This is a genomic window from Enterobacter sp. 120016 (genome assembly GCF_018383635.1).
GTDB classification, from domain to species: domain Bacteria; phylum Pseudomonadota; class Gammaproteobacteria; order Enterobacterales; family Enterobacteriaceae; genus Enterobacter; species Enterobacter asburiae_D.
Genome location: NZ_JAHAWC010000013.1, coordinates 15,624 through 41,736, shown reverse-complemented (window position 1 = coordinate 41,736; position 26,113 = coordinate 15,624). Strand labels below are relative to the sequence as shown.

At 56.6% G+C, this 26,113-nt stretch carries 21 protein-coding genes; 11 read left to right on the top strand and 10 right to left on the bottom strand.

From position 1 onward, the window contains the following. Positions 1-51: 51 nt before the first annotated feature. The 5 genes from hslU to priA form a co-directional block, all read right to left on the bottom strand. Positions 52-1,386, bottom strand: coding sequence for an ATP-dependent protease ATPase subunit HslU (gene hslU / locus KIF87_RS17210; RefSeq protein ID WP_023309685.1), 1,335 nt, complete (start codon positions 1,384-1,386; stop codon positions 52-54). Between the two features lie 9 nt (positions 1,387-1,395). Beyond that, a complete protein-coding gene (hslV, locus tag KIF87_RS17205; RefSeq protein WP_008501802.1) occupies positions 1,396-1,926 on the bottom strand; it encodes an ATP-dependent protease subunit HslV in 531 nt (176 codons plus the stop codon). A gap of 94 nt (positions 1,927-2,020) precedes the next feature. Continuing rightward, a complete protein-coding gene (gene ftsN, locus KIF87_RS17200; RefSeq protein ID WP_213329780.1) occupies positions 2,021-3,022 on the bottom strand; it encodes a cell division protein FtsN in 1,002 nt (333 codons plus the stop codon). A gap of 93 nt (positions 3,023-3,115) precedes the next feature. Then, complete coding sequence (cytR, locus tag KIF87_RS17195; protein WP_063144386.1) at positions 3,116-4,141, bottom strand: DNA-binding transcriptional regulator CytR; 1,026 nt, start codon at positions 4,139-4,141, stop codon at positions 3,116-3,118. 119 nt (positions 4,142-4,260) lie between these two features. Then, positions 4,261-6,456, bottom strand: coding sequence for a primosomal protein N' (gene priA, locus KIF87_RS17190; RefSeq protein ID WP_213329778.1), 2,196 nt, complete (start codon positions 6,454-6,456; stop codon positions 4,261-4,263). 200 nt (positions 6,457-6,656) lie between these two features. Between priA and rpmE the strand changes: the two genes are divergently transcribed. Together rpmE and KIF87_RS17180 are read left to right on the top strand one after the other, a co-directional pair. Next, entirely contained in the window at positions 6,657-6,869 is a 213-nt protein-coding gene (gene rpmE, locus KIF87_RS17185) for a 50S ribosomal protein L31 (RefSeq protein ID WP_003862040.1), read from the top strand. A 314-nt stretch (positions 6,870-7,183) separates the two neighbouring features. After that, positions 7,184-7,864 (top strand): oligogalacturonate-specific porin KdgM family protein, encoded by a 681-nt coding sequence (locus KIF87_RS17180; protein ID WP_063144388.1) that lies wholly within the window; start codon positions 7,184-7,186, stop codon positions 7,862-7,864. A gap of 42 nt (positions 7,865-7,906) precedes the next feature. Here the strand turns inward: KIF87_RS17180 and metJ are convergent, their stop codons facing one another. Further along, complete coding sequence (metJ, locus tag KIF87_RS17175; protein WP_015966498.1) at positions 7,907-8,224, bottom strand: met regulon transcriptional regulator MetJ; 318 nt, start codon at positions 8,222-8,224, stop codon at positions 7,907-7,909. A gap of 276 nt (positions 8,225-8,500) precedes the next feature. On the opposite strand from metJ, the gene metB reads away from it, so the two are divergent. The 4 genes from metB to katG all read left to right on the top strand — a co-directional run bounded on the left by metB (position 8,501) and on the right by katG (position 15,605). Then, a complete protein-coding gene (metB, locus tag KIF87_RS17170) occupies positions 8,501-9,661 on the top strand; it encodes a cystathionine gamma-synthase (protein WP_213329776.1) in 1,161 nt (386 codons plus the stop codon). Positions 9,662-9,663: 2 nt separating this feature from the next. Next, positions 9,664-12,096: a bifunctional aspartate kinase/homoserine dehydrogenase II gene (locus tag KIF87_RS17165; protein ID WP_213329774.1), complete on the top strand. Its 2,433-nt coding sequence runs from the start codon at positions 9,664-9,666 to the stop codon at positions 12,094-12,096. Between the two features lie 227 nt (positions 12,097-12,323). Next, positions 12,324-13,214 (top strand): methylenetetrahydrofolate reductase, encoded by an 891-nt coding sequence (metF, locus tag KIF87_RS17160; RefSeq protein ID WP_010436968.1) that lies wholly within the window; start codon positions 12,324-12,326, stop codon positions 13,212-13,214. Between the two features lie 210 nt (positions 13,215-13,424). After that, positions 13,425-15,605: a catalase/peroxidase HPI gene (gene katG, locus KIF87_RS17155; protein ID WP_121423287.1), complete on the top strand. Its 2,181-nt coding sequence runs from the start codon at positions 13,425-13,427 to the stop codon at positions 15,603-15,605. An 83-nt stretch (positions 15,606-15,688) separates the two neighbouring features. Here katG and gldA read toward each other — a convergent pair whose 3' ends face one another. The 3 genes from gldA to ptsP are packed head-to-tail and all read right to left on the bottom strand — an operon-like array spanning position 15,689 to position 19,983. Further along, positions 15,689-16,792, bottom strand: a complete 1,104-nt coding sequence (gene gldA, locus KIF87_RS17150) for a bifunctional L-1,2-propanediol dehydrogenase/glycerol dehydrogenase (RefSeq protein WP_213329772.1) — start codon at positions 16,790-16,792, stop codon at positions 15,689-15,691. A 12-nt stretch (positions 16,793-16,804) separates the two neighbouring features. Further along, positions 16,805-17,467 (bottom strand): fructose-6-phosphate aldolase, encoded by a 663-nt coding sequence (gene fsa / locus KIF87_RS17145; RefSeq protein ID WP_213329770.1) that lies wholly within the window; start codon positions 17,465-17,467, stop codon positions 16,805-16,807. A 14-nt stretch (positions 17,468-17,481) separates the two neighbouring features. Further along, positions 17,482-19,983 (bottom strand): phosphoenolpyruvate--protein phosphotransferase, encoded by a 2,502-nt coding sequence (ptsP, locus tag KIF87_RS17140; protein WP_213329768.1) that lies wholly within the window; start codon positions 19,981-19,983, stop codon positions 17,482-17,484. A gap of 305 nt (positions 19,984-20,288) precedes the next feature. Here ptsP and KIF87_RS17135 point away from each other — a divergent pair, with 305 nt between their 5' ends. The 5 genes from KIF87_RS17135 to KIF87_RS17115 are packed head-to-tail and all read left to right on the top strand — an operon-like array spanning position 20,289 to position 25,249. Continuing rightward, positions 20,289-21,368, top strand: coding sequence for a PTS fructose transporter subunit EIIC (locus tag KIF87_RS17135; RefSeq protein WP_213329766.1), 1,080 nt, complete (start codon positions 20,289-20,291; stop codon positions 21,366-21,368). A 14-nt stretch (positions 21,369-21,382) separates the two neighbouring features. After that, a complete protein-coding gene (locus KIF87_RS17130) occupies positions 21,383-21,703 on the top strand; it encodes a PTS fructose-like transporter subunit IIB (protein ID WP_023309670.1) in 321 nt (106 codons plus the stop codon). A 51-nt stretch (positions 21,704-21,754) separates the two neighbouring features. Further along, positions 21,755-24,049: a formate C-acetyltransferase gene (locus tag KIF87_RS17125; protein WP_213329764.1), complete on the top strand. Its 2,295-nt coding sequence runs from the start codon at positions 21,755-21,757 to the stop codon at positions 24,047-24,049. After that, a complete protein-coding gene (locus KIF87_RS17120) occupies positions 24,015-24,890 on the top strand; it encodes a [formate-C-acetyltransferase]-activating enzyme (protein ID WP_213329762.1) in 876 nt (291 codons plus the stop codon). The genes KIF87_RS17125 and KIF87_RS17120 overlap by 35 nt, the downstream gene beginning before the upstream one ends. 2 nt (positions 24,891-24,892) lie before the next feature. Continuing rightward, a complete protein-coding gene (locus KIF87_RS17115) occupies positions 24,893-25,249 on the top strand; it encodes a PTS fructose-like transporter subunit IIB (protein WP_121423294.1) in 357 nt (118 codons plus the stop codon). On the opposite strand, the gene KIF87_RS17110 is transcribed toward KIF87_RS17115, so the two are convergent. Continuing rightward, positions 25,236-26,084, bottom strand: a complete 849-nt coding sequence (locus KIF87_RS17110) for a helix-turn-helix transcriptional regulator (RefSeq protein ID WP_213329761.1) — start codon at positions 26,082-26,084, stop codon at positions 25,236-25,238. The two genes, KIF87_RS17115 and KIF87_RS17110, sit on opposite strands and share 14 nt — an antisense overlap. Positions 26,085-26,113: the final 29 nt, after the last annotated feature.

Here is a 26,113-nt window from a genome sequence, read left to right as displayed (position 1 = left end):
AAATGGGGGCATTAGCCCCCATTAAACGTGATGAGAATCCAGTAACCGCGATTATAGGATAAAACGACTCAGATCTTCATCTGCCACTAACGCATCCAGATGTTTACTCACATATTCTGCGTCAATGGTAACGGTTTGACCGTTAAGGTCGCTCGCGTCGTAAGAGATATCTTCTACCAGGCGTTCCAGCACGGTATGCAGGCGACGCGCACCGATGTTCTCGGTGGTTTCGTTGACCTGCCATGCGGCCTGGGCAATACGTTTGATACCGTCTTCGGTGAACTCGAGGTTCACGCCTTCGGTCGCCATCAGCGCTTTGTACTGTACGGTAGCAGAGGCGTTTGGCTCGGTCAGGATACGTTCGAAATCTTCGGTGGTCAGCGCCTGCAGCTCAACGCGGATTGGCAGACGGCCCTGCAGTTCCGGGATCAGATCCGACGGGCTGGCAACCTGGAACGCGCCTGAAGCGATAAACAGGATGTGGTCCGTTTTCACCATGCCGTGCTTGGTGGAGACGGTGCAGCCTTCAACCAGCGGCAGCAGGTCGCGCTGAACGCCTTCACGGGACACGTCCGGGCCGGAGCTGTTGCCGCCGCGCTTACAAATTTTGTCGATTTCGTCGATAAACACGATGCCGTGCTGCTCAACCGCGTCGATAGCATCCTGCTTCAGCTCTTCCGGGTTTACCAGCTTCGCCGCTTCTTCTTCAATCAGCAGCTTCATCGCGTCTTTAATTTTCAGCTTACGCGCTTTCTGCTTCTGGCCGCCCAGGTTCTGGAACATGGACTGCAGCTGGCTGGTCATCTCTTCCATGCCCGGAGGCGCCATGATTTCCACACCCATTGGCGCGGCAGCGAGATCGATCTCAATCTCTTTGTCGTCCAGCTGGCCTTCACGCAGCTTCTTGCGGAATGCCTGGCGCGCAGCGGACGGTTCCGCCTGCTGTTCTGCCTGGCCCCAGTTGTTTTTTGCCGGTGGGATCAGCACGTCGAGAATGCGCTCTTCGGCCATCTCTTCTGCACGGTAGCGGTTTTTCTCGATTGCCTGGACGCGCACCATCTTGATCGCCGAGTCGGTCAGATCGCGGATGATGGAGTCCACTTCTTTACCTACATAGCCCACTTCGGTGAACTTGGTGGCTTCAACTTTGATGAACGGTGCGTTAGCCAGCTTCGCCAGACGACGAGCGATTTCGGTTTTACCAACGCCGGTCGGGCCGATCATCAGAATGTTTTTCGGCGTCACTTCGTGGCGCAGCTCTTCGTCAAGCTGCATACGACGCCAGCGGTTACGCAGAGCGATAGCCACGGAACGCTTCGCGTTATCCTGGCCGATAATGTGTTTGTTCAGTTCGCTGACAATTTCGCGTGGGGTCATTTCAGACATGGGAGATCCTTACGCTTTGGAGGTCAATTCTTCGATGGTGTGGTTGTGGTTGGTATAAATGCAGATATCGCCTGCAATATCCAACGCCTTCACCGCGATATCACGCGCGTTCATGTCGGTATTTTCCAACAGCGCGCGGGCTGCAGCCTGGGCATAAGGGCCGCCAGAGCCGATGGCAATCAGGTCATTTTCTGGCTGAATCACGTCACCGTTACCGGTGATGATCAGCGAGGCGGTCTCATCGGCTACCGCCAGCAGCGCTTCAAGCTTGCGCAGCATGCGGTCGGTACGCCAGTCTTTCGCCAGCTCAACGGCAGCTTTCACCAGATGACCCTGGTGCATTTCCAGTTTACGTTCAAACAGTTCAAACAGCGTAAAGGCGTCCGCCGTGCCGCCTGCAAAACCGGCAATCACTTTGTCGTTGTAGAGGCGGCGCACTTTCTTCACGTTGCCTTTCATGACGGTATTACCCAGCGTGGCCTGGCCATCACCGGCGATTACCACATGGCCGTTACGGCGTACACTTACTATTGTTGTCACGAGCAGACCCCCTGGTTACAGAATCGGGAAACAGAAGCCCTGAGCCTGTGCTCAGGGCTGAATTAAATGATAGATGGGGGGGATTTTGGGGGTTTCAACCCCCGGAGGCGAGTCGAATGCAGTTTGTGTGGCCGGCCACTTTCAAACGCGAAATGGTGCCATCGGCGTTTTCTTTGCCTTTAACCGGACCAATCACCACGCGATTCCAGCCGTTGTTGGTGGTAATACGCGAATCAAACCCTTCAAAGGCCAGCTGAGCACGTACCGTTTCCGCCTGCTCGGCACCTTTGAACGAACCGCACTGTACCATCCAGCGGCGCTCATCTTTTTTCTCCGCCGTCTGCTTCGGCGCTTCGGTCTCTTTGGTGACCGGCGCGGCCTGCTGCGTTTTCGGCTGCTGCGCGGTAGTATGCGCTGGCGTCTGGAGCAGATCCTGATACGGCTGAGCCGCCTGTTTCTGCGGCTGCGTTTTCGGCGGCTGTTGGGCTGGCTGAGACTGCACCGTACGCGTCTGCTGCTGGTATGGCTGTTCCGTTACCCGCGGCTGGGCTTTCGGCTGCTGCACCGGCTGGGTTTGCGCCCATTGCTGCTGCTGTTGTTGCTGTTGCTGAATCTGCTGTTGCGCCTGACGTCGCTGCAGCGTTTGCTGGCGCTGCGCCGGGGTCTGCTCATTCCACGGCACTTCGTTCAGCTGCGTAGGCTGCTGGCGCATATCGGCCTGCATTTGTGCGAGCAGCTGACGCTGTTCATCCGTCAGCTGATTCGCATTCTGCACTTCACCCCCCGCAGAAGGTTCGGTTGGCGCACGCACCCCAGGCTGACGGCTTTCCAGCTCTTTGATATAGCGCCAGCGCTCTTCAGGCTTCGGAGGAAGGCCATTTCCGGCAACTTTACTGGCCTGAAGCGCCTCAGACTCTTCTTTTTTATGGTGCGTGATAAAGTACAGGCCACCAATAAAGGCGACGACTACAGCCGCAGCAATAGCGACCATTGCTGGCGATACAGCAGGCAGGTTACGTTGCTTTTTCCTTGAGCTACTCTTTTTGCGTCGCGAAGGTGCCGGCTGGCCGCGACGTACATAATCTCGTTGTGCCACTATCGTTTCGCTGTATTTATTCGTTCGTCAGTCCGCCATGTTACTTAAGCGGCGGGGCTTTGACCAGATAAGGGTATCCGAAAGACGTTTACTTTAAGTCAATGCCTGGGTAGTGCCGCGAACAATCAGTTCGCAGTCCAGCAACCGCGAGCCGCTGCTAACTGTTTGACCGTGAAGCTGATCCAGCAGAAGCAGCATCGCTTCGCGGCCGATTTGATAGCGCGGCTGAGCGACCGTTGAGAGCGGCGGATCGCAAAATTCTGAAAGCGAAATATTATCGAATCCGACGATCGATAAATCTTTCGGTATCCGCAGACCGCGGCGTTTAGCGTACGATAATGCGCCCAGCGCCATCACGTCGCTGTGACAAAATACGGCGGTTGGCGGTTCAGGCAGATCCAGAAGTTTCTCCAGCGCTTGTCCACCCGCGGCGAAGGTAAAGTCACCGCGCGCAATGTAGTGCGGATCGACGGTGACGCCGGTACGGCGCAGCGCCTGAACGTAGCCCTGCAAGCGATAGTGACAAAGCGGCATCTCTTCCGGCCCGGCAATACAGCCAATGCGCTTATGCCCCAGCTCCTGGAGATAGTTTACGGCGTTGAACGCGGCGGTGAGGTTATCAATGTGGACCGTCGGCAGCTCCAGCTCTGGCGCAAACTCGTTGGCCATCACCATCGGCGGTAAATTACGCTGTTCTTCAATGCTGGCATCAAACGGCAGGCGCGAGCCAAGCAGCAGCATGCCGTCGATCTGCTTGGTGATAATGAGATCGATGAAGGTTTTTTCCTGCTGGTTCTGGTGAGCACAGTCGCCAATCAGCACCAGGTAACCCTGTTCCGCTGCGGTGACTTCAATACCGCGGATAATCTCGCTGAAGAAGGGGTCACAGATGTCCGGCACAATCACCAGAATGGTGCGCGACTCATTGCGTTTAACGTTACGCCCCATCGCCTGTGGGAAATAGCCCACTTCAAGCGCAGCCTGCTCTACCCGGTTACGGGTCGCCTGGGAGACTTTATCCGGGTTCATTAATGCGCGGGATACCGTTGCCGTAGAGACTTGTGCTTTCTGGGCAACGTCTTTCATGGTCGCCGGTGCAACCTCTTTCCTGGACTTCAACGTCTTCTCCTCGCCTGAACACCGAACTTCTGACATCACCATTTTTACAGATAGTTAATGGAATCGGTTACAGAATTTTCATAAAAAGTGTGAGGAGCGTTAAATTTTTCGATCCGTCTTCAACCTTCGATGGGATCGACGTCCAGTACCCACTTCACTTTTCGCGCTTCCGGCAGGGTATTAATCAGCACCAGCGCGCCGCTGACGATGTGCTGAAGACGAACCCGCGAGGGGTGCTGGAGCAAAATTTGCCAGCGAAAACGTCCGCCGCGTTTTGGGGCGAGTGCCGGCACCGGGCCCAAAATCCACAGCTGATTATCCACCAGCGGGCTGGCCTGCAGGAGGTTTCTCAGCTGCTGCAGGAAAAGCGGCGCCTGCTGGTTGTTATGGTCTTCCGCGCGGATGATGACGTGGCTGGTCCACGGCGGCAGCTGCATGGTCTGGCGTTCGGCCAGCGCCTTCTCGGCAAAGGCGTCATAGCCTTTATGCAGGAGGGTTTGCAGCAGCGGGTGTTCAGGATGGTGTGTTTGCAGCACCACTTCGCCCTGTTTACCGGCGCGACCGGCACGCCCTGCCACCTGGGTATAAAGCTGGGCGAAGCGCTCGGCTGAGCGGAAATCTGCCGAGAACAGCGCGCCGTCCACGTCCAGCAGGGCGACCAGCGTCACGTCCGGGAAGTGGTGGCCTTTCGCCAGCATCTGGGTGCCAATCAGGATGCGCGCGCCGCCGCGATGCATTTCCGCCAGCTGCTGTTCCAGCGCCCCTTTACGGCTGGTGGTGTCCCTGTCGATACGCGAAATAGGCACGTCCGGGAAAAAAGGGCCAAGCGCCTGTTCCAGCTGTTCCGTTCCCAGCCCCACCGGCACGATATGCGTGGAACCACATGACGGGCACTGGCGAGGAACCGGACGCTGGCTGTCGCAGTGGTGGCAGCGCAAATGCCGCTGGGCCTGGTGGAAGGTGTAGTAATGGTCGCAGCGCGGGCACTCGGCAATCCAGCCGCAGTCGTGGCACAGCAGCGCGGGCGCGAATCCGCGTCGGTTAAGGAACAGGATCACCTGATTCCCCGCCTGCAGGTGCTGGCGCATTCGGGTAATTAAGGCAGGCGCAAGCCCGGCCTGAACCTGCTGACCTTTCAGATCCAGCACGTGCTGAATGGCCGGACGGGCATTCCCCGCGCGGCGCGTCAGGCGCAGCATGTGGTATTTGCGCTGGCGCACGTTGTGCAGCGTTTCGAGCGCAGGCGTGGCGGAGCCGAGAATAATAGGGATCTGCTCACTGTGCGCGCGATAAACAGCCAGATCGCGGGCGTGATAGCGCCAGCCTTCCTGCTGTTTATAGGAGCTGTCGTGTTCTTCGTCGATCACGATAACGCCAAGATTTTTAAACGGTGTAAACAGCGACGAGCGGGTGCCGATCACAATCGCCGCTTCGCCGTTTTTCGCTTTCAGCCAGGCGCTGAGGCGTTCGCTGTCGTTCAGGCCGGAGTGCAGCACCTCAACCGGCGCGTTAAAGCGTTCGCGGAATCGGGCGATGGTTTGCGGCGTCAGGCCAATTTCCGGCACCATCACCAGCGCCTGTTTGCCCTGCGCGAGCACGTTTTCCAGCACGCTCAGGTAGACCTCCGTTTTACCGGAACCCGTCACCCCTGCCAGCAGCCAGGCAGAGAAATGATCGGAAGCGCTATGAATCGCGCCCACGGCGGTGGCCTGCTCGGTATTCAGACGCAGGCGATCCCCTGAAACGGAGAAACTCTCGCGCCAGTCGTAAAGGGCAGGTGCTTCGCTTGCCAGTTCGCTAAGCCCTTTCTTTCTTAATGCCTGTAGCGCCGTTTCGCTGACCTCAAGCTCGTCGACCTGATGCCGCCAGATTTTCCCCTGACGCAGCGCCGCCAGGGCCTGCTGCTGTTTCTGCGAGCGCTTGAGGCTGTTAATATCGACCGCCTGACCCTGCTCGGTAGCAAACCAGTACCACATCGGCGCATGGCTGGCACTTTTGCCCTGGCGCAGCATGATGGGCAGAGCGTGGAACAGGACGTCACCAATGGGGTGATGATAATAATCCGCCGCCCACTGCAGCAGTCGCCAGGTACTGGTGGAGTAAACGGGCTCGCCGTCCAGCACCTCAATGACCGACTTCAGTTCATTGAGCGGCAGTTCGCTTTGATCGCTGACGGAGACAACAATCCCCACGCGCTGCTGTTTGCCAAACGGCACGGTCACGCGACAGCCCGCTTTGGCGCTCATGCTGTCGGGCAGCAGGTAGTCAAAGGTGCGGGGAAGCGGAACGGGCAGGGCAACGTGAGCGACGGGCATCGAATCTTCCTGACTTGAAAAGTGGCGCGTTAGTATACACATTAGTGAAAGCGGCGTGCGGATCAGTTTGCATACGTTGGTCAAATTCTGTATGATTCGCCGCCTTTGGTGTATATTACGCCAGAGAAATTACATTCAACATCGCGTGGTGTCTGGCGTTAGGGCTGGAAGAGCGACGCGGCCTTAACTGAGGTTCTCCCATGAAAAAAGATATTCACCCGAAATACGAAATGATTACTGCAAACTGTTCTTGCGGTAACTCTATCCAGATCCGCTCCACCGTGGGCCACGATCTGAACCTGGACGTGTGCGGCAAATGCCACCCGTTCTACACTGGTAAGCAGCGTGATGTTGCAACCGGTGGCCGTGTTGACCGCTTCAACAAGCGTTTCAGCATCCCGGGCGCTAAATAAGCATCCAGGAAAAACCGCCTTCGGGCGGTTTTTTTGTGCCTGTTATATCCCTTCTGAATAAATCACATCTTAATATTTATATCTAAAATAATTAATTACGTATCATTGTATTAAATATATTTGTCTGATTTATTCTTTAACGGATAGTGAACTGTACCTCTCATTTCTTTAATTCTTTGCCATCCTTTTGACGGGGGTGTCAAAAATTAAAAGGTTTCTCTCGTTTCGTAAACTTACACTGCGCCCGTCATACATTCTTATTTGCCATGACGACACAGTGGCTTTCAGGGTGCGTTTACTTCGAGGGAAATGTTATGAAATTGAAGCAACTCTTATTTGTGCTTCCGTTAATATCGTGCGCGGCGCAGGCGGGATATGTGGATTACCGACACGAGTATTACGACGATGGGCGTAACTACGACCGTGTGTACATGTCACACCGCTTTGGCACCGGCTTTGGCGTAGCGGTTGAGGCGGTATCGCGCTCCGATAACAAGCAGTCTAACGACGCGCTTAATAATATGGAAAGTAACAGCAACGAATATACCGCAAGCTATCAATTTACCTGGCAAGGTTTTATCTGGCAGCCGGGCGTCGCCGTTGAAATGGGTGATGACATGGCCATCTATAAGCCTTATCTGCGCGTGCAGTATAATATTAATGACAGCTGGTGGACGGCGTTTCGTTATCGTACGGAATACACTCGCCGCAATGCGGACGGAAAAGATGACCGTATGGTTTATCGTCCGGAAATGTGGCTGGGTTATAATATTGATGGCTGGATGTTCGAGCTAAACGGCATATATAAATTCGCCGACAATGAAGACCTGTATAACAATAAAAAAGAAGATTACGAATATAACTTCCGCGTGGCGTATAACATCGACTCGTGGATCCCATTTGTGGAAGTGGGCAACGTCTCTTCCGGCTATAACACCGCCACCAGCGACGACCGCCAGACGCGTCTGCGCGTGGGTTTAGGCTACAACTTCTAAGAAACCATCCCGCTGAGTAACCTCAGCGGGATCGCACCGCAGTTAGTATTCCCACGTCTCCGGGTCAATGCCCAGTTCACGCATGATGACTTTCGCCTCTTCCGGGATTTCATCACTACGCTCTTTGCGCAGATCTTCATCGTTCGGCAACGGTTGACCGGTAAACGCGTGCAGGAACGCTTCGCACAGCAGTTCGCTGTTGGTCGCGTGGCGCAGGTTGTTCACCTGACGACGCGTACGTTCATCGGTGAGGATCTTCAACACCTTCAGAGGAATAGAAACCGTAATTTTCTTTACTTGTTCACTCTTCTTACCGTGCTCAGCGTATGGGCTGATATATTCGCCGCTCCATTCAGCCATGAGATACCTTTAATCCTCTCAGTCATTTATCTAAAGGTGCAAAACCTGTAACCACCCGTTTTGAACCGCAATCTTGCCTAGTTTACCGTAGAGACGATACCGTGGCACGGATATTGCCGCTGCAGCGTGCACTAAAGCATATAATTTTAACGGCTATTTGCGCATTGCTCAATCTATACGCAAAGAAGTTTAGATGTCCAGATGTATTGACGTCCATACTTTCAATGTTTACTCTGGTGCCTGACTTTTCACCTCATTCGCCAGGAAGCCCTCACCATGACGCGTAAACAGGCCACTATTGCAGTGCGTAGCGGATTAAATGATGACGAGCAGTACGGCTGCGTTGTCCCGCCGATTCATCTTTCCAGTACCTACAATTTCACCGGATTTAATGAACCCCGCGCGCATGATTATTCGCGTCGTGGCAACCCTACGCGTGATGTGACCCAGCGTACGCTGGCCGAGCTGGAAGGTGGCGCAGGTGCAGTATTAACCAATACGGGGATGTCCGCCATTCACCTGGTGACCACGGTGTTCCTGAAACCAGGTGACCTGCTGGTCGCGCCGCACGATTGCTACGGCGGCAGCTATCGCCTGTTTGATAGCCTGGCGAAACGCGGCTGCTATCGCGTGCTGTTTGTCGATCAAAACGACGAACAGGCGCTGAAACAGGCGCTGGCAGAGAAACCAAAGCTGGTCCTGGTGGAAAGTCCAAGCAATCCATTGTTGCGCGTTGTCGATATTGCGAAAATTTGTCAGCTCGCAAGGGATGCGGGAGCGATAAGTGTAGTGGATAATACGTTCCTCAGTCCGGCCCTTCAGAACCCACTCGCACTGGGTGCCGATCTGGTATTGCATTCATGCACTAAATATCTGAACGGCCATTCTGATGTGGTAGCGGGCGTGGTGATTGCCAAAGATCCCGACGTTGTCACCGAACTGGCATGGTGGGCCAATAATATTGGCGTCACCGCGGGTGCCTTCGACAGCTATCTGCTGTTGCGCGGCATCCGCACGCTGTCGCCGCGCATGGAAGTGGCGCAGCGCAATGCCCAGGCGATTGTCGATTTCCTGAAAACCCAGCCGCTGGTGAAGAAGCTCTATCACCCGTCGCTGCCGGAAAACCAGGGGCACGAGATTGCCACGCGCCAGCAGAAGGGATTTGGCGCGATGTTAAGTTTTGAACTGGACGGTGACGAGCAAACGCTGCGTCGCTTCCTGAGCGGGCTGTCATTGTTTACGCTGGCGGAATCATTAGGTGGGGTTGAAAGCTTGATCTCCCACGCCGCGACCATGACGCACGCAGGTATGGCACCCGAAGCACGTGCCGCCGCCGGGATTTCTGAGACGCTGCTGCGGATCTCAACCGGTATTGAAGATTCTGAAGATTTAATTGCCGATCTGGAAAATGCCTTCCGGATCGCAGCCAAGGGGTAATCATGAGTGTGATAGCGCAGGCAGGGGCGAAGGGTCGTCAACTGCATAAGTTTGGTGGTAGTAGTCTTGCTGATGTGAAATGTTACCTGCGTGTCGCAGGGATCATGACGGAATATTCACAGCCGGGTGACATGATGGTTGTCTCGGCGGCGGGCAGCACCACCAACCAGTTGATTAGCTGGCTGAAACTGAGCCAGACCGATCGCCTTTCTGCGCATCAGGTGCAACAGTCCTTACGCCGTTACCAGAGCGAGCTGATTGCCGGCCTGCTGCCTGCGGACGTGGCGGACGGGCTGATCGGCGCCTTCACGCATGACCTTGAGCGACTGGCCGCCCTGCTGGACAGCGGGATTACCGACGCGGTGTATGCCGAAGTGGTGGGCCACGGTGAAGTGTGGTCCGCGCGCCTGATGGCCGCCGTGCTGCAGCACCTGGGGGTGGAAGCGGCCTGGCTCGACGCGCGTGATTTCCTGCGCGCCGAACGCGCCGCGCAGCCGCAGGTGGATGAAGGGTTGTCCTACCCGCTGCTGCAACAGCTGCTGGTGCAGCATCCGGGCAAACGTATTGTCGTCACCGGCTTTATCAGCCGCAGCAACGCGGGCGAAACCGTGCTGCTGGGTCGTAACGGTTCGGACTACTCGGCAACGCAGATTGGTGCGCTGGCGGGCGTGTCCCGCGTCACCATCTGGAGCGACGTGGCCGGTGTTTACAGCGCGGACCCGCGTAAAGTAAAAGATGCCTGTCTGCTGCCGCTGCTGCGTCTCGACGAAGCCAGCGAGCTGGCGCGTCTGGCCGCACCGGTACTGCACGCGCGCACGCTGCAGCCGGTTTCCGGCAGCGATATCGACCTCCAGCTGCGCTGCAGCTATACCCCGGATCAAGGCTCTACCCGTATTGAACGCGTACTGGCCTCCGGTACGGGCGCGCGTATTGTCACCAGCCACGACGACATCTGCCTGATTGAGTTCCAGGTGCCTGCGGGCCAGGACTTCAAACTGGCGCATAAAGATATCGACCTGGTGTTAAAGCGCGCGCAGGTACGCCCGCTGGCCGTTGGCGTTCACAATGATCGCCAGCTACTGCAGTTCTGCTATACCGCTGAAGTGGCTGACAGCGCGCTGAAAATTCTGGATGAAGCGGGCCTGCCGGGCGAGCTTCGCCTGCGACAGGGGCTGGCGCTGGTGGCGATGGTGGGCGCAGGCGTCACCCGTAACCCGCTGCACTGCCACCGCTTCTGGCAGCAGCTGAAAGGCCAGCCGGTGGAGTTCACCTGGCAGTCGGAAGAGGGCATCAGCCTGGTCGCCGTCCTGCGTAAAGGGCCAACCGAGAGCCTGATTCAGGGCCTGCACACCTCCCTGTTCCGCGCGGAAAAGCGCATCGGTCTGGTGCTGTTTGGTAAAGGCAACATCGGTTCCCGCTGGCTGGAGCTGTTCGCCCGCGAGCAGGTCACGCTCTCGGCGCGTACCGGATTTGAATTCATTCTCGCGGGCGTGGTGGACAGCCGCCGTAGCCTGCTGAACTACGAAGGGCTGGACGCCAGCCGCGCGCTTGCCTTCTTTAATGATGAAGCCGTAGAGCAGGATGAAGAGTCGCTGTTCCTGTGGATGCGCGCGCACCCGTATGACGATCTGGTGGTGCTGGACGTTACCGCCAGCGAACAGCTTGCCGATCAGTACCTTGATTTCGCCAGCCACGGCTTCCACGTCATCAGTGCGAACAAGCTGGCGGGGGCGAGCAGCACCGATAAATACCGTCAGATCCACGACGCGTTTGAAAAAACCGGTCGTCACTGGCTCTACAACGCCACCGTTGGCGCGGGGCTGCCGGTTAACCACACCGTGCGTGACCTGATTGAAAGCGGTGACAGCATTCTGGCGCTGAGCGGTATCTTCTCCGGCACGCTCTCCTGGCTGTTCCTTCAGTTCGACGGTACCGTACCGTTCACCGACCTGGTGGATCAGGCGTGGCAGCAGGGTTTAACGGAACCCGATCCGCGCGTTGACCTTTCCGGCAAAGACGTGATGCGTAAGCTGGTGATCCTGGCGCGTGAAGCCGGTTACGATATCGAACCGGATGCCGTACGCGTCGAATCGCTGGTGCCTGCCGGCTGTGAAGAAGGCTCTGTGGACCATTTCTTTGAAAATGGTGAAGAGCTTAACGAGCAGATGGTGCAGCGTCTGGAAGCCGCGAACGAGATGGGGCTGGTACTGCGCTACGTGGCGCGTTTCGAGGCCAACGGAAAAGCGCGAGTCGGCGTCGAGGCGGTGCGTCCTGAACATCCGCTGGCGGCGCTGCTGCCGTGCGATAACGTCTTCGCCATCGAAAGCCGCTGGTACCGCGATAACCCGCTGGTGATCCGCGGTCCTGGCGCGGGGCGCGATGTCACCGCCGGGGCGATCCAGTCCGACATCAATCGTCTGGCTAAGCTGCTGTAATTTCACTTTTTCCCCTCTCCCTGTGGGAGAGGGTTAGGGTGAGGGCACCAGACCGCACTCACCCTCATCCTGAATTTCTCTCATATTCCCTGAGCAAACCTCACCGTTATTGTTGATTATTTATGTTGACGTCCCTCCGCTTTTCCGTCATTTTTACATCTGGACGTCTAAACGTATAGAAGTTCACAACACAACAGACAACGACATGCGATTGATAGAGGTAAGGTATGAGCTTTTTTCACGCCAACCAGCGGGAAGCACTGAATCAGAGCCTGGCTGAAGTAAACGGCCAGATTAACGTCTCTTTTGAATTTTTCCCGCCGCGCACCAGTGAAATGGAGCAAACCCTGTGGAGCTCTATCGATCGTCTCAGCAGCCTGAAACCGAAGTTTGTCTCCGTGACTTACGGTGCGAACTCCGGCGAGCGTGACCGTACGCACAGCATCATTAAAGGCATTAAAGATCGTACCGGTCTGGAAGCGGCGCCGCACCTCACCTGCATCGACGCCACCCGCGACGAGCTGCGGGCCATCGCCCAGGATTACTGGAATAACGGCATTCGTCATATTGTCGCGCTGCGCGGTGACCTGCCGCCGGGTAGTGGTAAGCCGGACATGTATGCCGCCGATCTGGTCGCGCTGCTGAAAGACGTGGCTGACTTTGATATCTCCGTTGCCGCTTATCCTGAAGTGCATCCGGAAGCGAAAAGCGCCCAGGCCGATCTGCTTAACCTCAAGCGTAAAGTGGACGCCGGTGCGAACCGCGCTATTACACAGTTCTTCTTTGATGTGGAAAGCTACCTGCGCTTTCGCGACCGCTGCGTCTCCGCGGGCATCGACGTTGAAATTATCCCGGGTATTCTGCCGGTCTCTAACTTCAAACAGGCGAAGAAATTTGCTGATATGACCAATGTGCGCATTCCGCTGTGGATGTCTAAAATGTACGAGGGGCTGGACGATGACCCGGAAACACGCAAGCTGGTGGGCGCAAATATCGCGATGGACATGGTGAAGATCTTAAGTCGTGAAGGGGTGAAGGATTTCCACTTCTACACGCTGAACCGTGCAGAGATGAGTTACGCCATATGCCATACGCTCGGCGTTAGACCAGGCGTGTAACAAAAAAAGAGCCCTCTTCGGAGGGTTTTTTGATTTATAAGGGTTTTATTTTCCTGCCATATCAGCAATGCTGCCTTTGACGTACAAAACTCATGTATTTTCCATGGGAAATTAAACGGATTTAACTATCGAATCTGTGGGTTATCTCAACTATACCTTATCAACAAGGGCGTATATCGTAACGGTAACACTGTAAAAGGGAGCATAGCGATGAGCACGTCAGACGAGACCAATAAAGCGGCATCAGTCGGCAAATGCCCGTTCCATCAGGGCGGCGTCGATCACAGCGCGGGCGCAGGTACAGGCAGCCGCGACTGGTGGCCAAAACAACTCCGCATCGATCTTCTTAACCAACATTCCAATCGTTCGAACCCACTGGGTGAAGACTTTGACTACCGCAAAGAATTTAGCAAGCTGGATTACTCCGCCCTTAAAGGCGACCTCAAAGCACTTTTAACCGACTCCCAACCGTGGTGGCCTGCCGACTGGGGCAGCTATGCGGGCCTGTTTATCCGTATGGCCTGGCACGGCGCGGGTACCTATCGCTCCGTTGACGGGCGCGGTGGCGCAGGACGCGGTCAACAGCGCTTTGCGCCGCTGAACTCCTGGCCGGATAACGTGAGCCTGGATAAGGCGCGCCGTCTGCTGTGGCCCATCAAGCAAAAATACGGACAAAAAATTTCCTGGGCTGACCTGTTTATCCTCGCGGGTAACGTGGCGCTGGAGAACTCCGGCTTCCGCACCTTTGGTTTTGGTGCCGGGCGTGAAGACGTCTGGGAACCGGATCTGGACGTGAACTGGGGTGATGAAAAAGCCTGGCTGACCCACCGCGACCCGGAAGCGCTGGCGAAGCGCCCTCTGGCCGCCACCGAAATGGGCCTGATCTACGTTAACCCGGAAGGGCCAAACGCCAGCGGTGAACCCCTGTCTGCTGCGGCGGCCATTCGCGCGACCTTCGGCAACATGGGGATGAACGACGAAGAGACCGTTGCGCTGATCGCGGGCGGCCACACTCTCGGCAAAACCCACGGCGCGGGTGAAGCCACGCACGTGGGCACCGACCCGGAAGCCTCGCCGATTGAAGCGCAGGGCCTGGGCTGGGCCAGCACGCACGGCACGGGCGTTGGCGCAGATGCCATTACCTCCGGTCTGGAAGTTATCTGGTCGCAAACCCCGACCCAGTGGAGCAACTACTTCTTCGAGAACCTGTTCAAATACGAATGGGTGCAGACCCGCAGCCCGGCGGGTGCGATTCAGTTTGAAGCCGTGGATGCACCGGAAATCATGCCCGATCCGTTCGACCCGTCGAAAAAACGCAAACCTACCATGCTGGTCACCGACCTGACGCTGCGTTTTGACCCGGAATTCGAGAAAATTTCCCGCCGCTTCCTGAACGATCCGCAGGCTTTCAACGAAGCCTTCGCCCGTGCCTGGTTCAAGCTGACCCACCGTGATATGGGGCCAAAAGCGCGTTACATCGGCCCTGAAGTGCCGAAAGAAGATCTGATTTGGCAGGACCCGCTGCCGCAGGCGGTGTTCAATCCGTCGAAAGAAGACATTGAAAGCCTGAAGGCGGAGATTGTGGCATCCGGTCTGTCCGTGAGCGAACTGGTTTCGGTTGCCTGGGCGTCAGCTTCAACCTTCCGCGGTGGCGATAAGCGCGGCGGCGCCAACGGCGCGCGTCTGGCGCTGGCTCCTCAGCGCGACTGGGATGTTAACGCCGCGGCGGTTCGTGCGTTGCCGGCTCTGGAAGCTATCCAGCGCACCACCAACAAAGCCTCACTGGCCGATATCATCGTGCTGGCGGGCGTCGTGGGCGTTGAGCAGGCTGCAAAAGCCGCAGGCGTTTACGTCAACGTGCCGTTCACCCCAGGACGCGTGGATGCGCGTCAGGATCAGACGGATATCGAGATGTTTAACCTGCTCGAACCGATTGCCGACGGCTTCCGCAACTACCGTGCGCAGGTGGATGTGTCCACCACTGAGTCACTGCTGATCGACAAAGCCCAGCAGCTGACGCTGACCGCGCCTGAGCTGACGGTGCTGATCGGTGGCCTGCGCGTGCTGGGTGCAAACTTTGATGGCGGTAAGAACGGCGTGTTCACCGACCGCGAGGGCGTGCTGAGCAACGATTTCTTCGTGAACCTGCTGGACATGAACACCCAGTGGAAGGCGACCGACGAATCTAACGAACTGTTTGCCGGAAGCGATCGCGCCAGCGGTGAAGTGAAATACACCGCCACCCGCGCCGATCTGGTCTTTGGTTCGAACGCCGTCCTGCGCGCGCTGGCAGAGGTTTATGCCAGTGATGATGCGCATGAGAAGTTTGTCCGTGACTTCGTTGCCGCATGGGCGAAGGTGATGGATCTGGACCGGTTTGACCTGCAGTAACCCTTGTGCCGGGTGGCGCTAACGCTTACCCGGCCTACGGGCAAAAAAATCCCCGCTGATGCGGGGATTTTTATTTACGCTATTTACTCACACTCCTGCAGGAACCGCTGCCCATACTGGTCGGCCACCAGCAGTGCCGCATATACCTGATCCGGCGTTACGCCGCCGGGCATGTTGTGGATCGTTTCCCCTTCGGCACAGGAGGCTTCCGCGATCAGACGCATTTTGGCCGGAATATCCTCTTTGATGTTCAGCTGTGCCAGGGTGATCGGCAGCCCAACGCTGTGACAAAGCGCGGCGACGGTCTCTATTTCTTCTACCGGCGCGTTTTCCAGTACCAGCTGCGTCAGCGTACCAAACGCTACTTTTTCGCCGTGATAGAAGTGATGCGCGTCCGGTACCGCTGTCATACCGTTATGAATAGCGTGTGCCGCCGCCAGACCACCGCTTTCAAAACCTACGCCACTGAGATAGGTGTTGGCTTCGATAATGCGTTCCAGCGCCGGTGTAACCACATGCTGTTCCGCGGCCAGCATGGCTTTTTCACCCTCTTCAACCAGCGTGTTGTAGCACAGCTCGGCCAGCGCGAGTGCTGCCTGCGTACATTTGCCGCCCGCCATGGTGGTCGCGCCGCTGCGCGAGCAGGCGCGCGCTTCAAACCACGTCGCCAGCGCATCGCCAATCCCGGCGGCAAGCAGACGTGCTGGCGCACCCGCCACCACTTTGGTGTCGACAATGACCATGTTCGGGTTGTGCGGCAGCATCAGGTAGCGATCGAACTCACCGCTGTCGGTATAAATCACGGAAAGGGCGCTGCACGGCGCATCGGTGGAAGCAATGGTTGGGGCTATAGCCACGGGTACGTCCATAAAATGGGCCAGCGCTTTGGCGGTATCCAGCGTTTTACCACCGCCAATGCCCAGCACCGCCATGCAGTCGGCGCTGTCGGCCAGCTTTTTCAGTCTGTCGATTTCATTTTGTGAACATTCGCCACCAAACGGCGCGATTTCGGCATGCAGTTCGGCTTTTTTAAAACTCTGACGTAGGGTCTCTTCTGCAAAACCCAGCACAAATTTATCGCCGACAACCAGCCACCGATTGGCCAGGGGTTTCAGATAGTCGCCGAGACGGGTAAGCACATCAGCGCCCTGGATATATTTCCCCGGCGATTGAATGATACGGTCCATAACAGTTCTCCCTTAGAGGTTGAGGTTACCAAACGCGTTTTTCCAGTCCTGCTCGAACTTCTCTATGGCTGACTCTACCGCTGGCGTACCGAGCATTTGTTGCGCTACGTCTAAAGGAAGCGTGATTGCTTCACATCCGGCGAGCAGGCAGTCCAGCGCCTGACGCGGCGTTTTGAAACTGGCGGCCAGCACTTTGCTTTCCGGCGCGTGCAGTTCCAGCAGGGATTGCAGTTCCTGGACCGTGCGAATGCCATCACCGCCCTGAGCGTCAACGCGGTTTACATAGGGGGCGACATATTTCGCCCCGGCCAGCGCGGCAAGCAAACCCTGTGCCGCGCTATAAACGGCGGTCCCCAGCGTGGTTATCCCCTCTTTTTTCAGCGCCTTGATCGCGGTAAGCCCCTCAGCCGTAACAGGGATTTTCACCACGATGTCCGGGATGGCGTTACTCAGGCGTTTTGCCTCCGCCACCATGCCTTCTGCGTCGCGGCTCATGGTTTGAGCAAACAGCGTGCCTTCTGGTCCAATGGCTTTTTGCAGGCGCGGGAGCACGTCCCAGATGGATTCGCGGCTAGCAGCGACAATGCTTGGGTTGGTGGTAACACCCGCAATAGGGAAGATGCGGGCCAGACGTTCAACTTCCGCCACGTTGGCGGTATCCAGATACAGTTCCATTACTCTTCCTCGTTTCAGAGTTCTAATTCGTGTTGCAGCAGGGAGGCGATGGCCTCTTCTGAGCTGGCGTTGACCAGCGCGCTGCGGAAATCGTCATGCATGATGCGGCGGGCCAGACGGGAGAAAATACGCATATGCTGATCGCCCGCGGCGTGTTTGTTCAGCGTCAGCATGATGATGAATTGTGCTTCTTCATCTCCCCACATGACGGGAGCTTTCAGGCGCGCAACGCTGATGGTGGATTGCTCAATATGCTCAGACTTGCTGTGCGGAATGGCGAAGCTGAAGCCCAGACCGGTAGAGAAGACGGCTTCGCGCGCCCACAGATCGGCCTCCAGCTTGCGGGGGTAGCGGCAACGTCCGGTGAGCAGCAGGTTATCGGTCATCCCTTTCATGACCTCTTCTTTGCTGTTCCAGTCATTGTCCAGCGAAATACAGCGTGGCGTCACCAGCGGCGTGTCCTGCTGGTTCATGCGGAACTGTGCCAGCAGATGTTCCACTTCAAGCGAGGTGCGACACGCCATGGCCTGGTTCAGCAGCTGGCGGCAGGCGCGGCTATCAAGCTGTGCCAGGCGCGCTTTGGTTGCCGGAATGGCGGGCGACCCCATGCTTAGCTCGTCCAGTCCCAGACCCACCAGCAGCGGCAGCACTGAACCTTTTGCGCCCAGCTCTCCGCACAGGCCAATCCATTTTCCCTGACGATGGACGGCCTGTACCGCATAATCCAGCGCCCTCAGGAAGGCCGGGTTCAGGCTGTTGTAGTGGCGTGTGACTTTGGCGTTGTCGCGGTCGACGGCCAGCAGATACTGCGTCAGGTCATTGCTGCCGATGCTAAAGAAATCAATCTCTTCACAGCACTGATCGATGATGAACATCACCGATGGCACTTCCAGCATGATGCCGAGCGGGATTTTTTCATCGAACGGAATATGTTCAGCGCGAAGCTGCTGTTTCGCTTCGGCAAGTTTCTCTTTCACCCACAGGATCTCTTCCATAGAGGAGATCATCGGGATCATGATCTTCAGGCTGCCGTGAGCAGAGGCGCGCAGGATAGCCCGAAGCTGGGTGGTGAAAAGCGCTGCATACTCTTCATAAATACGTACGGCGCGGTAGCCGAGGAACGGGTTGTTTTCCGCCGGGATATTCAGGTACGCCACCGGTTTATCGCCGCCGATATCCATGGTGCGCACGATGATGCTGCGCCCGTTTGCACTTTCCAGCACCTGACAGAAAATGTTGTACAGCTCGTTTTCACCGGGCGCGCTGGTACGGTCCATATACAGCATTTCGGTGCGAAACAGGCCAACGCCCTCGGCGCCGTTCCCGAATGCTGCCTGCGCTTCCACCGCGTGGGCGATGTTCGCAGCAATCTCAATGCGCAGGCCATCGGCGGTTCTGGCTTCCCGAGCGAGCCAGATGCGCTGCTGCTCGCGTAGTGCCTGTTGTACTCGTGCTTCCTGGCGGTAGTAGCGTGCCACCGCATCGCTGGCGTTGACCACGACCGCACCGGCATTGCCATCAATAAATACGGGTTTATTGCGCCACGGCAGCAGGCTTTCACTGTCGACGCCCACCAGCGTCGGAATATTAAAGGAACGTGCAAGAATGACGGTGTGCGAGGTTGTTCCGCCGCTTTTTAACAGCAGCCCCTTAAGCAAGGTTTTATCGAGTTCCAGGAACTGGCCGGGCGTAAGATCATCTGCAAGACAAACGGTCGGCTGCGTCAGTTGGCCCGGCGCGGGGAAGCGTTGTTCACCATAAATCTGTTGTAAAAGTTGATAGCAAACATCGCGCACATCCAGCACGCGTTCCTGCAGATAGCTGCTGCTGGAACGAGAGAACGTATCGCAGAAATGGTTGGCTGTGGCGATTGTCGCTTGCGCGCAGCTTAGCCCCTGGCTCACGCCCGCAAGCAGATGCTGGCGTAAAGAGGTATCCGTCGCCAGCGATCGATGTGCCTCAAGAATGGCGCCGGCGGTGCTGTCGCTGTCCAGCGCGCGAAGCTCAATGTTTTTCACCAGCAGGATGAGGCCGTTATCCAGCGCGGACTGCTCCTCTTCTGGGCTTTTTGCATCGGGCAAATCCGTCAGTGCATTGAGATCCAGCGAGGTCAGCAAGGTTAACACGCCCCGGGCGCTACCGCTGCAAACGGGCAGGGCCCGGAAAAGCGTTGGATTAAGGCGCGCGAGGGATTCTGGCAGCGGATCGCGTTCAATATGGATGGCTTCTGCGAGCGGCGCATCACAGTGTGGAAATTCTTCCCGGAGCCATTGTTCTAGCTGTTGATGGGCGTTCTGCTCATCTTCACCGTGGATCACCAGACGACAGGCGTCGCCTGCCAGCGTGTCGGTGCCAATAAGTGCCAGCGCGCTCTTGGCATTCCCTTTGCGGTCAGTGCGCAGGTTATGCCACTCGATCTGCGAGATAAAGGTATTGCACAGCGTCTCCACATGACTTGCCGGACGCGCGTGAACCCCGTTGGGCAATTCACAGGTAAATTCCACTACCAGAGCCATACACACTCCTGAAACCAATCATCATTCATTGGGGAACAGCATACGAGTGTGTTGATGGCGCACGCCATGTGACAAATCTGCCAAAAGCTGGACAAATGTAATATCACGTGAAAAGTGAGATTTGACTCACAGGTTGTGGTTGTTTGTCTTATGCGTACCGTCTATCCGAAATGTCGAGGCGGATCGCATTTTTATTTCGACATTACAAAAATCCAGTAAATGGCCTTTTTGTCTCCTGTCCGCCGTCTTCCTGATTGCCTATTGTTTGCCACAACATCTTTATGGTTTTAGGCCAGGAGCGACATATGAAAGAGTTGGTGCATATTCTCAAGAACACGCGGCAGCATCTGATGACCGGGGTGTCGCACATGATCCCGTTCGTGGTCGCGGGCGGTATTTTGCTGGCGGTTTCGGTCATGCTGTACGGCAAGGGCGCGGTACCGGATGCCGCAACCGATCCCAACCTCAAAAAGCTATTCGATATCGGCGTGGCGGGGTTAACGCTGATGGTGCCTTTCCTGGCCGCTTATATTGGCTACTCCATTGCCGAGCGCGCCGCGCTTGCTCCCTGCGCTATTGCCGCGTGGGTCGGTAACAGCTTCGGTGCGGGTTTCTTCGGCGCCATTATTGCCGGGATCCTCGGCGGGATTGTGGTCTGGTATCTGAAAAAACTGCCGGTCCCGAAAGTCCTGCGCTCCGTCATGCCTATCTTCATCATCCCTATCATCGGCACCTTTGTTACCGCGGGCATCATGATGTGGGGTCTGGGTGAACCTGTTGGTGCGTTGACGACGGGCTTAACCCAGTGGCTGCAAGGGATGCAGCAGGGCAGCATCGTCGTGTTGGCCATCATCATGGGTTTGATGCTGGCCTTCGACATGGGCGGCCCGATTAATAAAGTCGCCTATGCCTTCATGCTGATCTGCGTTGCTCAGGGCGTCTACACCGTGGTGGCGATTGCGGCGGTAGGCATCTGCGTTCCACCGCTGGGATTAGGCCTGGCGACGCTGATTAATCGCAAGAATTTTACCGGTGAAGAGCGTGAAGCGGGAAAGGCTGCATTAGTGATGGGCTGCGTAGGGGTCACCGAAGGGGCCATTCCGTTCGCCGCTGCTGACCCTCTGCGCGTAATTCCCTCCATCATGCTGGGATCCGCGTGTGGCGCAGTGACGGCTGCCGTGATGGGCGCGCAATGTTATGCCGGATGGGGCGGGCTTATCGTTCTCCCTGTGGTGGAAGGCAAACTGGGCTACATCGCGGCGGTCGCCGTAGGGGCTGTGGTGACGGCCCTTAGCGTCAACGTGCTGAAGAGTATTGCCCGCAAAAATGCAAAACAGGTCGATGAAAAAGAGGACGACCTGGATCTGGATTTCGAAATTAACTGAGTGAGGAAGAGAACATGGCCCGAATTATCGCAGTAACAGCATGCCCGTCAGGCGTTGCCCATACCTACATGGCGGCCGAAGCGCTGGAAAGCGCCGCTAAAGCCAAAGGCTGGGAAGTGAAGGTTGAAACGCAGGGGTCGATTGGTCTTGAGAACGAGCTGAATGCTGAGGATATCGCCGCAGCGGATATGGTGATCCTGACCAAAGATATCGGCATTAAGTTCGAAGAGCGTTTTGCCGGGAAAACCATCGTGCGCGTCAACATCAGCGACGCGGTTAAACGCGCCGACGCCATCATGAACAAAATTGATGCCCACCTGGCGCAAACCGCCTGACGTTCTCCCGCCCTTCGGGGCGGGCTTGTTTTCCGTTACAGGAGTTCCCTCATGACGAATCGTACCCAGCGTTTGAAAGACGCACTTTTTGCCAGCCCACGTGAAATCTCGCTTGAGCGTGCTTTGCTCTATACCGCCAGCCATCAGCAGACGGAAGGTGAGCCGGTTATCCTCAGGCGTGCAAAAGCCACGGCGTACATTCTTGACCATGTGAACTTCGCGATTCGTGATGAGGAACTGATTGCCGGAAACCGGACCGTTAAACCGCGTGCGGGCATTATGTCGCCTGAGATGGATCCGTACTGGCTGCTTAAGGAGCTGGACCAGTTTTCCACACGTCCGCAGGACCGCTTCGAGATCGGCGAAGAGGATAAGCAGATCTACCGTGACGTGCTGTACCCCTACTGGGAAAAACGGTCAATGAAGGATTTCATCAACAGCCAGATGACGGATGAGGTGAAAGCCGCTGTGGGGACGCAAATTTTCAGCGTCAACCAAACGGACAAAGGGCAGGGGCATATCATTATTGATTATCCGCGCCTGCTCAATAACGGCCTGGGTGTGCTGGTGGAGGAATTGCGCGAACGCTGCGCCCGCGATGCGCAGAACACGTTCTATGCCGCCGCGCTGATTCTGCTTGAAGCGTCCCAGCGTCATATCCTGCGCTATGCATCACTGGCTGAAGAGTTGGCTGCAAGCAGCGACGCAGCACGGCGTGAAGAATTACGGAAGATGGCAGAAATCTCGCGCCACAACGCGCAGCATAAGCCGCAAACGTTCTGGCAGGCGTGTCAGCTCTTCTGGTACATGAACGTCATTTTGCAGTATGAATCTAACGCCAGTTCGCTCTCCATTGGGCGCTTTGACCAGTACATGCTGCCCTTTTATCAGGCCTCGCTCTCACAGGGCGAAGACCCCGCGTTCCTGAAAGAGATTCTGGAATCGCTGTGGGTGAAGTGCAATGACGTGGTGCTTTTACGCTCGACCAGCAGCGCCCGCTATTTTGCCGGGTTCCCGACCGGGTATACCGCACTATTGGGCGGCCTGACGGAGAGCGGGCGTAGCGCGGTGAACGTGCTTTCCTTCCTGTGTCTGGATGCTTACCAGAGCGTTCAGCTTCCTCAACCGAACCTCGGCGTGCGGGTTAACGAACTTATCGACCGGCCTTTCCTGCTGAAAACAGCGGAGACGATCCGTCTGGGCACCGGCATCCCGCAGATCTTTAACGATGAAGTGGTGGTACCTGCCTTCCTCAATCGGGGTGTGTCGCTGGAAGATGCGCGCGACTACGCGGTGGTTGGCTGTGTAGAACTGTCGATTCCGGGTAAAACCTACGGTCTGCACGATATCGCGATGTTTAACCTGCTGAAGGTGATGGAAATCGCGATGCAGGAGAACGAAGGCAACGCAGGGCTGAGTTATGAAGGGTTGCTGGAGCATATTCGCGCCAAAATTAATCACTACATTGCGCTGATGGTCGAGGGGAGCAATATCTGCGATATCGGTCATCGTGACTGGGCTCCGGTGCCGTTGCTCTCTTCTTTTATCAGCGATTGTCTGGCTGCGGGAAAAGACATTACCGACGGTGGCGCACGCTATAACTTTTCCGGCGTGCAGGGGATCGGGATAGCGAATTTGAGCGACTCGCTGCACGCACTGAAAGGGCTGGTCTTTGAACAGCAGCGCTTAAGTTTTGACGAGCTGTTAGCCGTGTTAAACGCTAACTTTGCCACGCCTGAGGGCAAAAAAATCCGCGCCCGGTTGATCAATCGCTTCGAAAAATACGGCAATGATATTGATGATGTCGACAACATCAGCGCTGAACTGCTGCGCCACTACTGTAAAGAGGTCGAAAAATACCGGAACCCGCGCGGCGGGCAGTTCACGCCGGGTTCTTATACCGTATCGGCACACGTACCGCTGGGGGCGGTGGTGGGGGCAACGCCCGATGGCCGTTTTGCCGGGGAGCAACTGGCAGACGGTGGGCTCTCGCCGATGCTGGGGCAAGATATGCAGGGCCCGACGGCGGTACTGAAATCGGTAAGTAAGCTGGATAACTATCTGTTATCTAACGGTACGCTGCTAAACGTCAAATTCACACCAGCGACGCTGGAAGGCGATGCCGGGCTGCAAAAGCTGGCGGATTTCCTTCGTGCGTTCACCCAGCTTAAATTGCAGCATATCCAGTTCAACGTGGTGAATGCGGACACATTGCGTGAAGCGCAACAGCGTCCGCAGGATTTTGCCGGGCTGGTGGTACGCGTTGCCGGATACAGCGCCTTCTTTGTTGAGTTATCGAAGGAGATCCAGGATGACATTATCCGCCGCACAGCGCATCAGCTGTGACCTGGTTGAAACGCGGGCCGACGTGGCGCGTATTTTCAACATCCAGCGCTACTCATTGAACGACGGACGCGGCATCCGTACGGTGGTTTTTTTTAAAGGCTGCCCTCACCGCTGTCCGTGGTGCGCGAATCCGGAGTCGATCTCCCCGAAAATCGAGACGGTGCGCCGGGAGAGCAAATGCCTGCACTGTGCTCCCTGCCTGCGGGACGCTGAGGAGTGTCCCTCCGGCGCGTTCGAGCACATCGGGCGCGATGTAACCCTGGATGAGCTGGAAAACGAGGTAATGAAAGACGATGTCTTCTTTCGTTCCTCGGGAGGCGGGGTGACGCTTTCGGGCGGGGAAGTGTTGCTACAGGCGCCTTTCGCGACACAGCTTCTACAGAGGCTGCGTCGTTTCGGCGTGCATACGGCCATCGAAACGGCAGGGGATTCGCCTTTGTCTCGCTTACTGCCTTTGGCGCGTCAGTGTGATGAAGTGCTGTTTGATTTGAAGATCATGGACGCGGATCTGGCTCAATCAATTGTGGCGATGAATCTTCCCAGAGTGCTGGATAATTTCCGCCAGCTGGTGGCTGACGGGATAAACGTGATTCCCCGCGTCCCGCTTATTCCTGGCTATACGCTTAACGAAACGAACATGGCGCGCGTGCTGGCTTTCCTGCTACCTTCAGGAATGCGGCAGCTGCATTTATTGCCCTTCCATCAGTATGGGGAGCCAAAATACCGTCTGCTGGGACAGGAGTGGGGAATGCGGCAAGCGAGCCCGCCGACAGAAGATGAGGTGTCAGCGATGCGTCTACTGGCCGAGCGCGAAGGTTTCAATGTTACCCTGGGAGGCTGAACATGACAGTGATAACGGGACGTCATCTGGTGGCGGTGACCGCGTGCGTCAGTGGCGTTGCACATACCTATATGGCTGCCGAACGGCTGGAAAAGCTCTGCCAGCAGGAGAAGTGGAGCGTTAACATCGAGACGCAGGGAGCGCTGGGCGTTGAGAGCGAGCTTACGGAAGAGGACATTCAGCGTGCCGATGTCGTATTGCTCATTACTGATATCGAACTGGCGGGCAGTGAACGTTTCGAGCATACGCGCTACGTGAAGTGCGGTATTAACGCCTTTTTACGTGACCCACAAAAGGTGATGGGCGCGGTGCGAAAAATGCTATCCGCTCCGCAGCATACTCAGGTCATTCTGGACTAGCGGCCTTCCCGGTGAGCTGGCTGTGATACTGGCGACGGTATTCTGACGGCGAACGCTCCGTGTTCTTGCGAAATAACCGGCAGAAATAGTTGCTGTCGACAAATCCGCAGGCATGCGCCACCTCTTTCACTTTTAAATCATACCCCTTCAATAGCTGGCGCGCGTGTTCCAGCCGGGTATGCGTCAGGTATTCATTGAAACCCACTGCGCCCGTTTTCTGGAACAGATGTGACAGGTAGTTTGGGGAGATATAAAACGCCTGCGCGACGGATTCCCGGGTAAGCGGAGTGGCGTAGTGTTCGTCAATATAGACCCGAATCGCTTCAAACAAAGCCTGACTGCGGGAGGCGGTTTGGATCTGACTCCCCAGCAGGTCAACGCAGTGGCTAAGCAGGCTGGCGATAATCAGCCGCGCGGTTTGCTGCTCGTGCGGTTGCATCTGCATTTCATGGAGCGTCTGTAAGAGTAGCGATCCAATGCGCGGACCGCGGCGGGCGACGTGCTGCTTCGCCAGGTTACGAACGTCTACACCATCCCAGTGCAAAAGGCTAAACCCAAGCTGCTGTTTGCCAAACAGGATGCTCAGCGTGGTTGCGGGGGCTTGCCATTGTGGATTATTCCAGCCGCCAGCCGGGACGTATAAAACATCACCCCGCTGTAAAACGCAGTCAGTCAGGTCTTTCATCGAACCTTCGATCACCATCTCCAGACGCGGAAAATCGACCTGCAAGGCAAGTTCGGGGGCGGAGGTCGCAGGGTTTGCAAAATGCACCTGACGCAGCGGCGTTGTGCCGTTGATCAGGTCAGTCAGGATGTGGGCAATGTCGTGGTGCATGGTGGATACCAGGGTATTGCCGGGTGGCG

What these genes read in the sequence shown, in the direction of transcription:
- hslU (WP_023309685.1), bottom strand. Translation starts at nt 1,386, where the DNA reads ATGTCTGAAATGACCCCACGCGAAATTGTCAGCGAACTGAACAAACAC.
- priA (WP_213329778.1), bottom strand. Translation starts at nt 6,456, where the DNA reads ATGCCCGTCGCTCACGTTGCCCTGCCCGTTCCGCTTCCCCGCACCTTT.
- rpmE (WP_003862040.1), top strand. Translation starts at nt 6,657, where the DNA reads ATGAAAAAAGATATTCACCCGAAATACGAAATGATTACTGCAAACTGT.
- KIF87_RS17180 (WP_063144388.1), top strand. Translation starts at nt 7,184, where the DNA reads ATGAAATTGAAGCAACTCTTATTTGTGCTTCCGTTAATATCGTGCGCG.
- metJ (WP_015966498.1), bottom strand. Translation starts at nt 8,224, where the DNA reads ATGGCTGAATGGAGCGGCGAATATATCAGCCCATACGCTGAGCACGGT.
- metB (WP_213329776.1), top strand. Translation starts at nt 8,501, where the DNA reads ATGACGCGTAAACAGGCCACTATTGCAGTGCGTAGCGGATTAAATGAT.
- KIF87_RS17165 (WP_213329774.1), top strand. Translation starts at nt 9,664, where the DNA reads ATGAGTGTGATAGCGCAGGCAGGGGCGAAGGGTCGTCAACTGCATAAG.
- metF (WP_010436968.1), top strand. Translation starts at nt 12,324, where the DNA reads ATGAGCTTTTTTCACGCCAACCAGCGGGAAGCACTGAATCAGAGCCTG.
- katG (WP_121423287.1), top strand. Translation starts at nt 13,425, where the DNA reads ATGAGCACGTCAGACGAGACCAATAAAGCGGCATCAGTCGGCAAATGC.
- gldA (WP_213329772.1), bottom strand. Translation starts at nt 16,792, where the DNA reads ATGGACCGTATCATTCAATCGCCGGGGAAATATATCCAGGGCGCTGAT.
- fsa (WP_213329770.1), bottom strand. Translation starts at nt 17,467, where the DNA reads ATGGAACTGTATCTGGATACCGCCAACGTGGCGGAAGTTGAACGTCTG.
- ptsP (WP_213329768.1), bottom strand. Translation starts at nt 19,983, where the DNA reads ATGGCTCTGGTAGTGGAATTTACCTGTGAATTGCCCAACGGGGTTCAC.
- KIF87_RS17135 (WP_213329766.1), top strand. Translation starts at nt 20,289, where the DNA reads ATGAAAGAGTTGGTGCATATTCTCAAGAACACGCGGCAGCATCTGATG.
- KIF87_RS17130 (WP_023309670.1), top strand. Translation starts at nt 21,383, where the DNA reads ATGGCCCGAATTATCGCAGTAACAGCATGCCCGTCAGGCGTTGCCCAT.
- KIF87_RS17125 (WP_213329764.1), top strand. Translation starts at nt 21,755, where the DNA reads ATGACGAATCGTACCCAGCGTTTGAAAGACGCACTTTTTGCCAGCCCA.
- KIF87_RS17120 (WP_213329762.1), top strand. Translation starts at nt 24,015, where the DNA reads ATGACATTATCCGCCGCACAGCGCATCAGCTGTGACCTGGTTGAAACG.
- KIF87_RS17115 (WP_121423294.1), top strand. Translation starts at nt 24,893, where the DNA reads ATGACAGTGATAACGGGACGTCATCTGGTGGCGGTGACCGCGTGCGTC.
- KIF87_RS17110 (WP_213329761.1), bottom strand. Translation starts at nt 26,084, where the DNA reads ATGCACCACGACATTGCCCACATCCTGACTGACCTGATCAACGGCACA.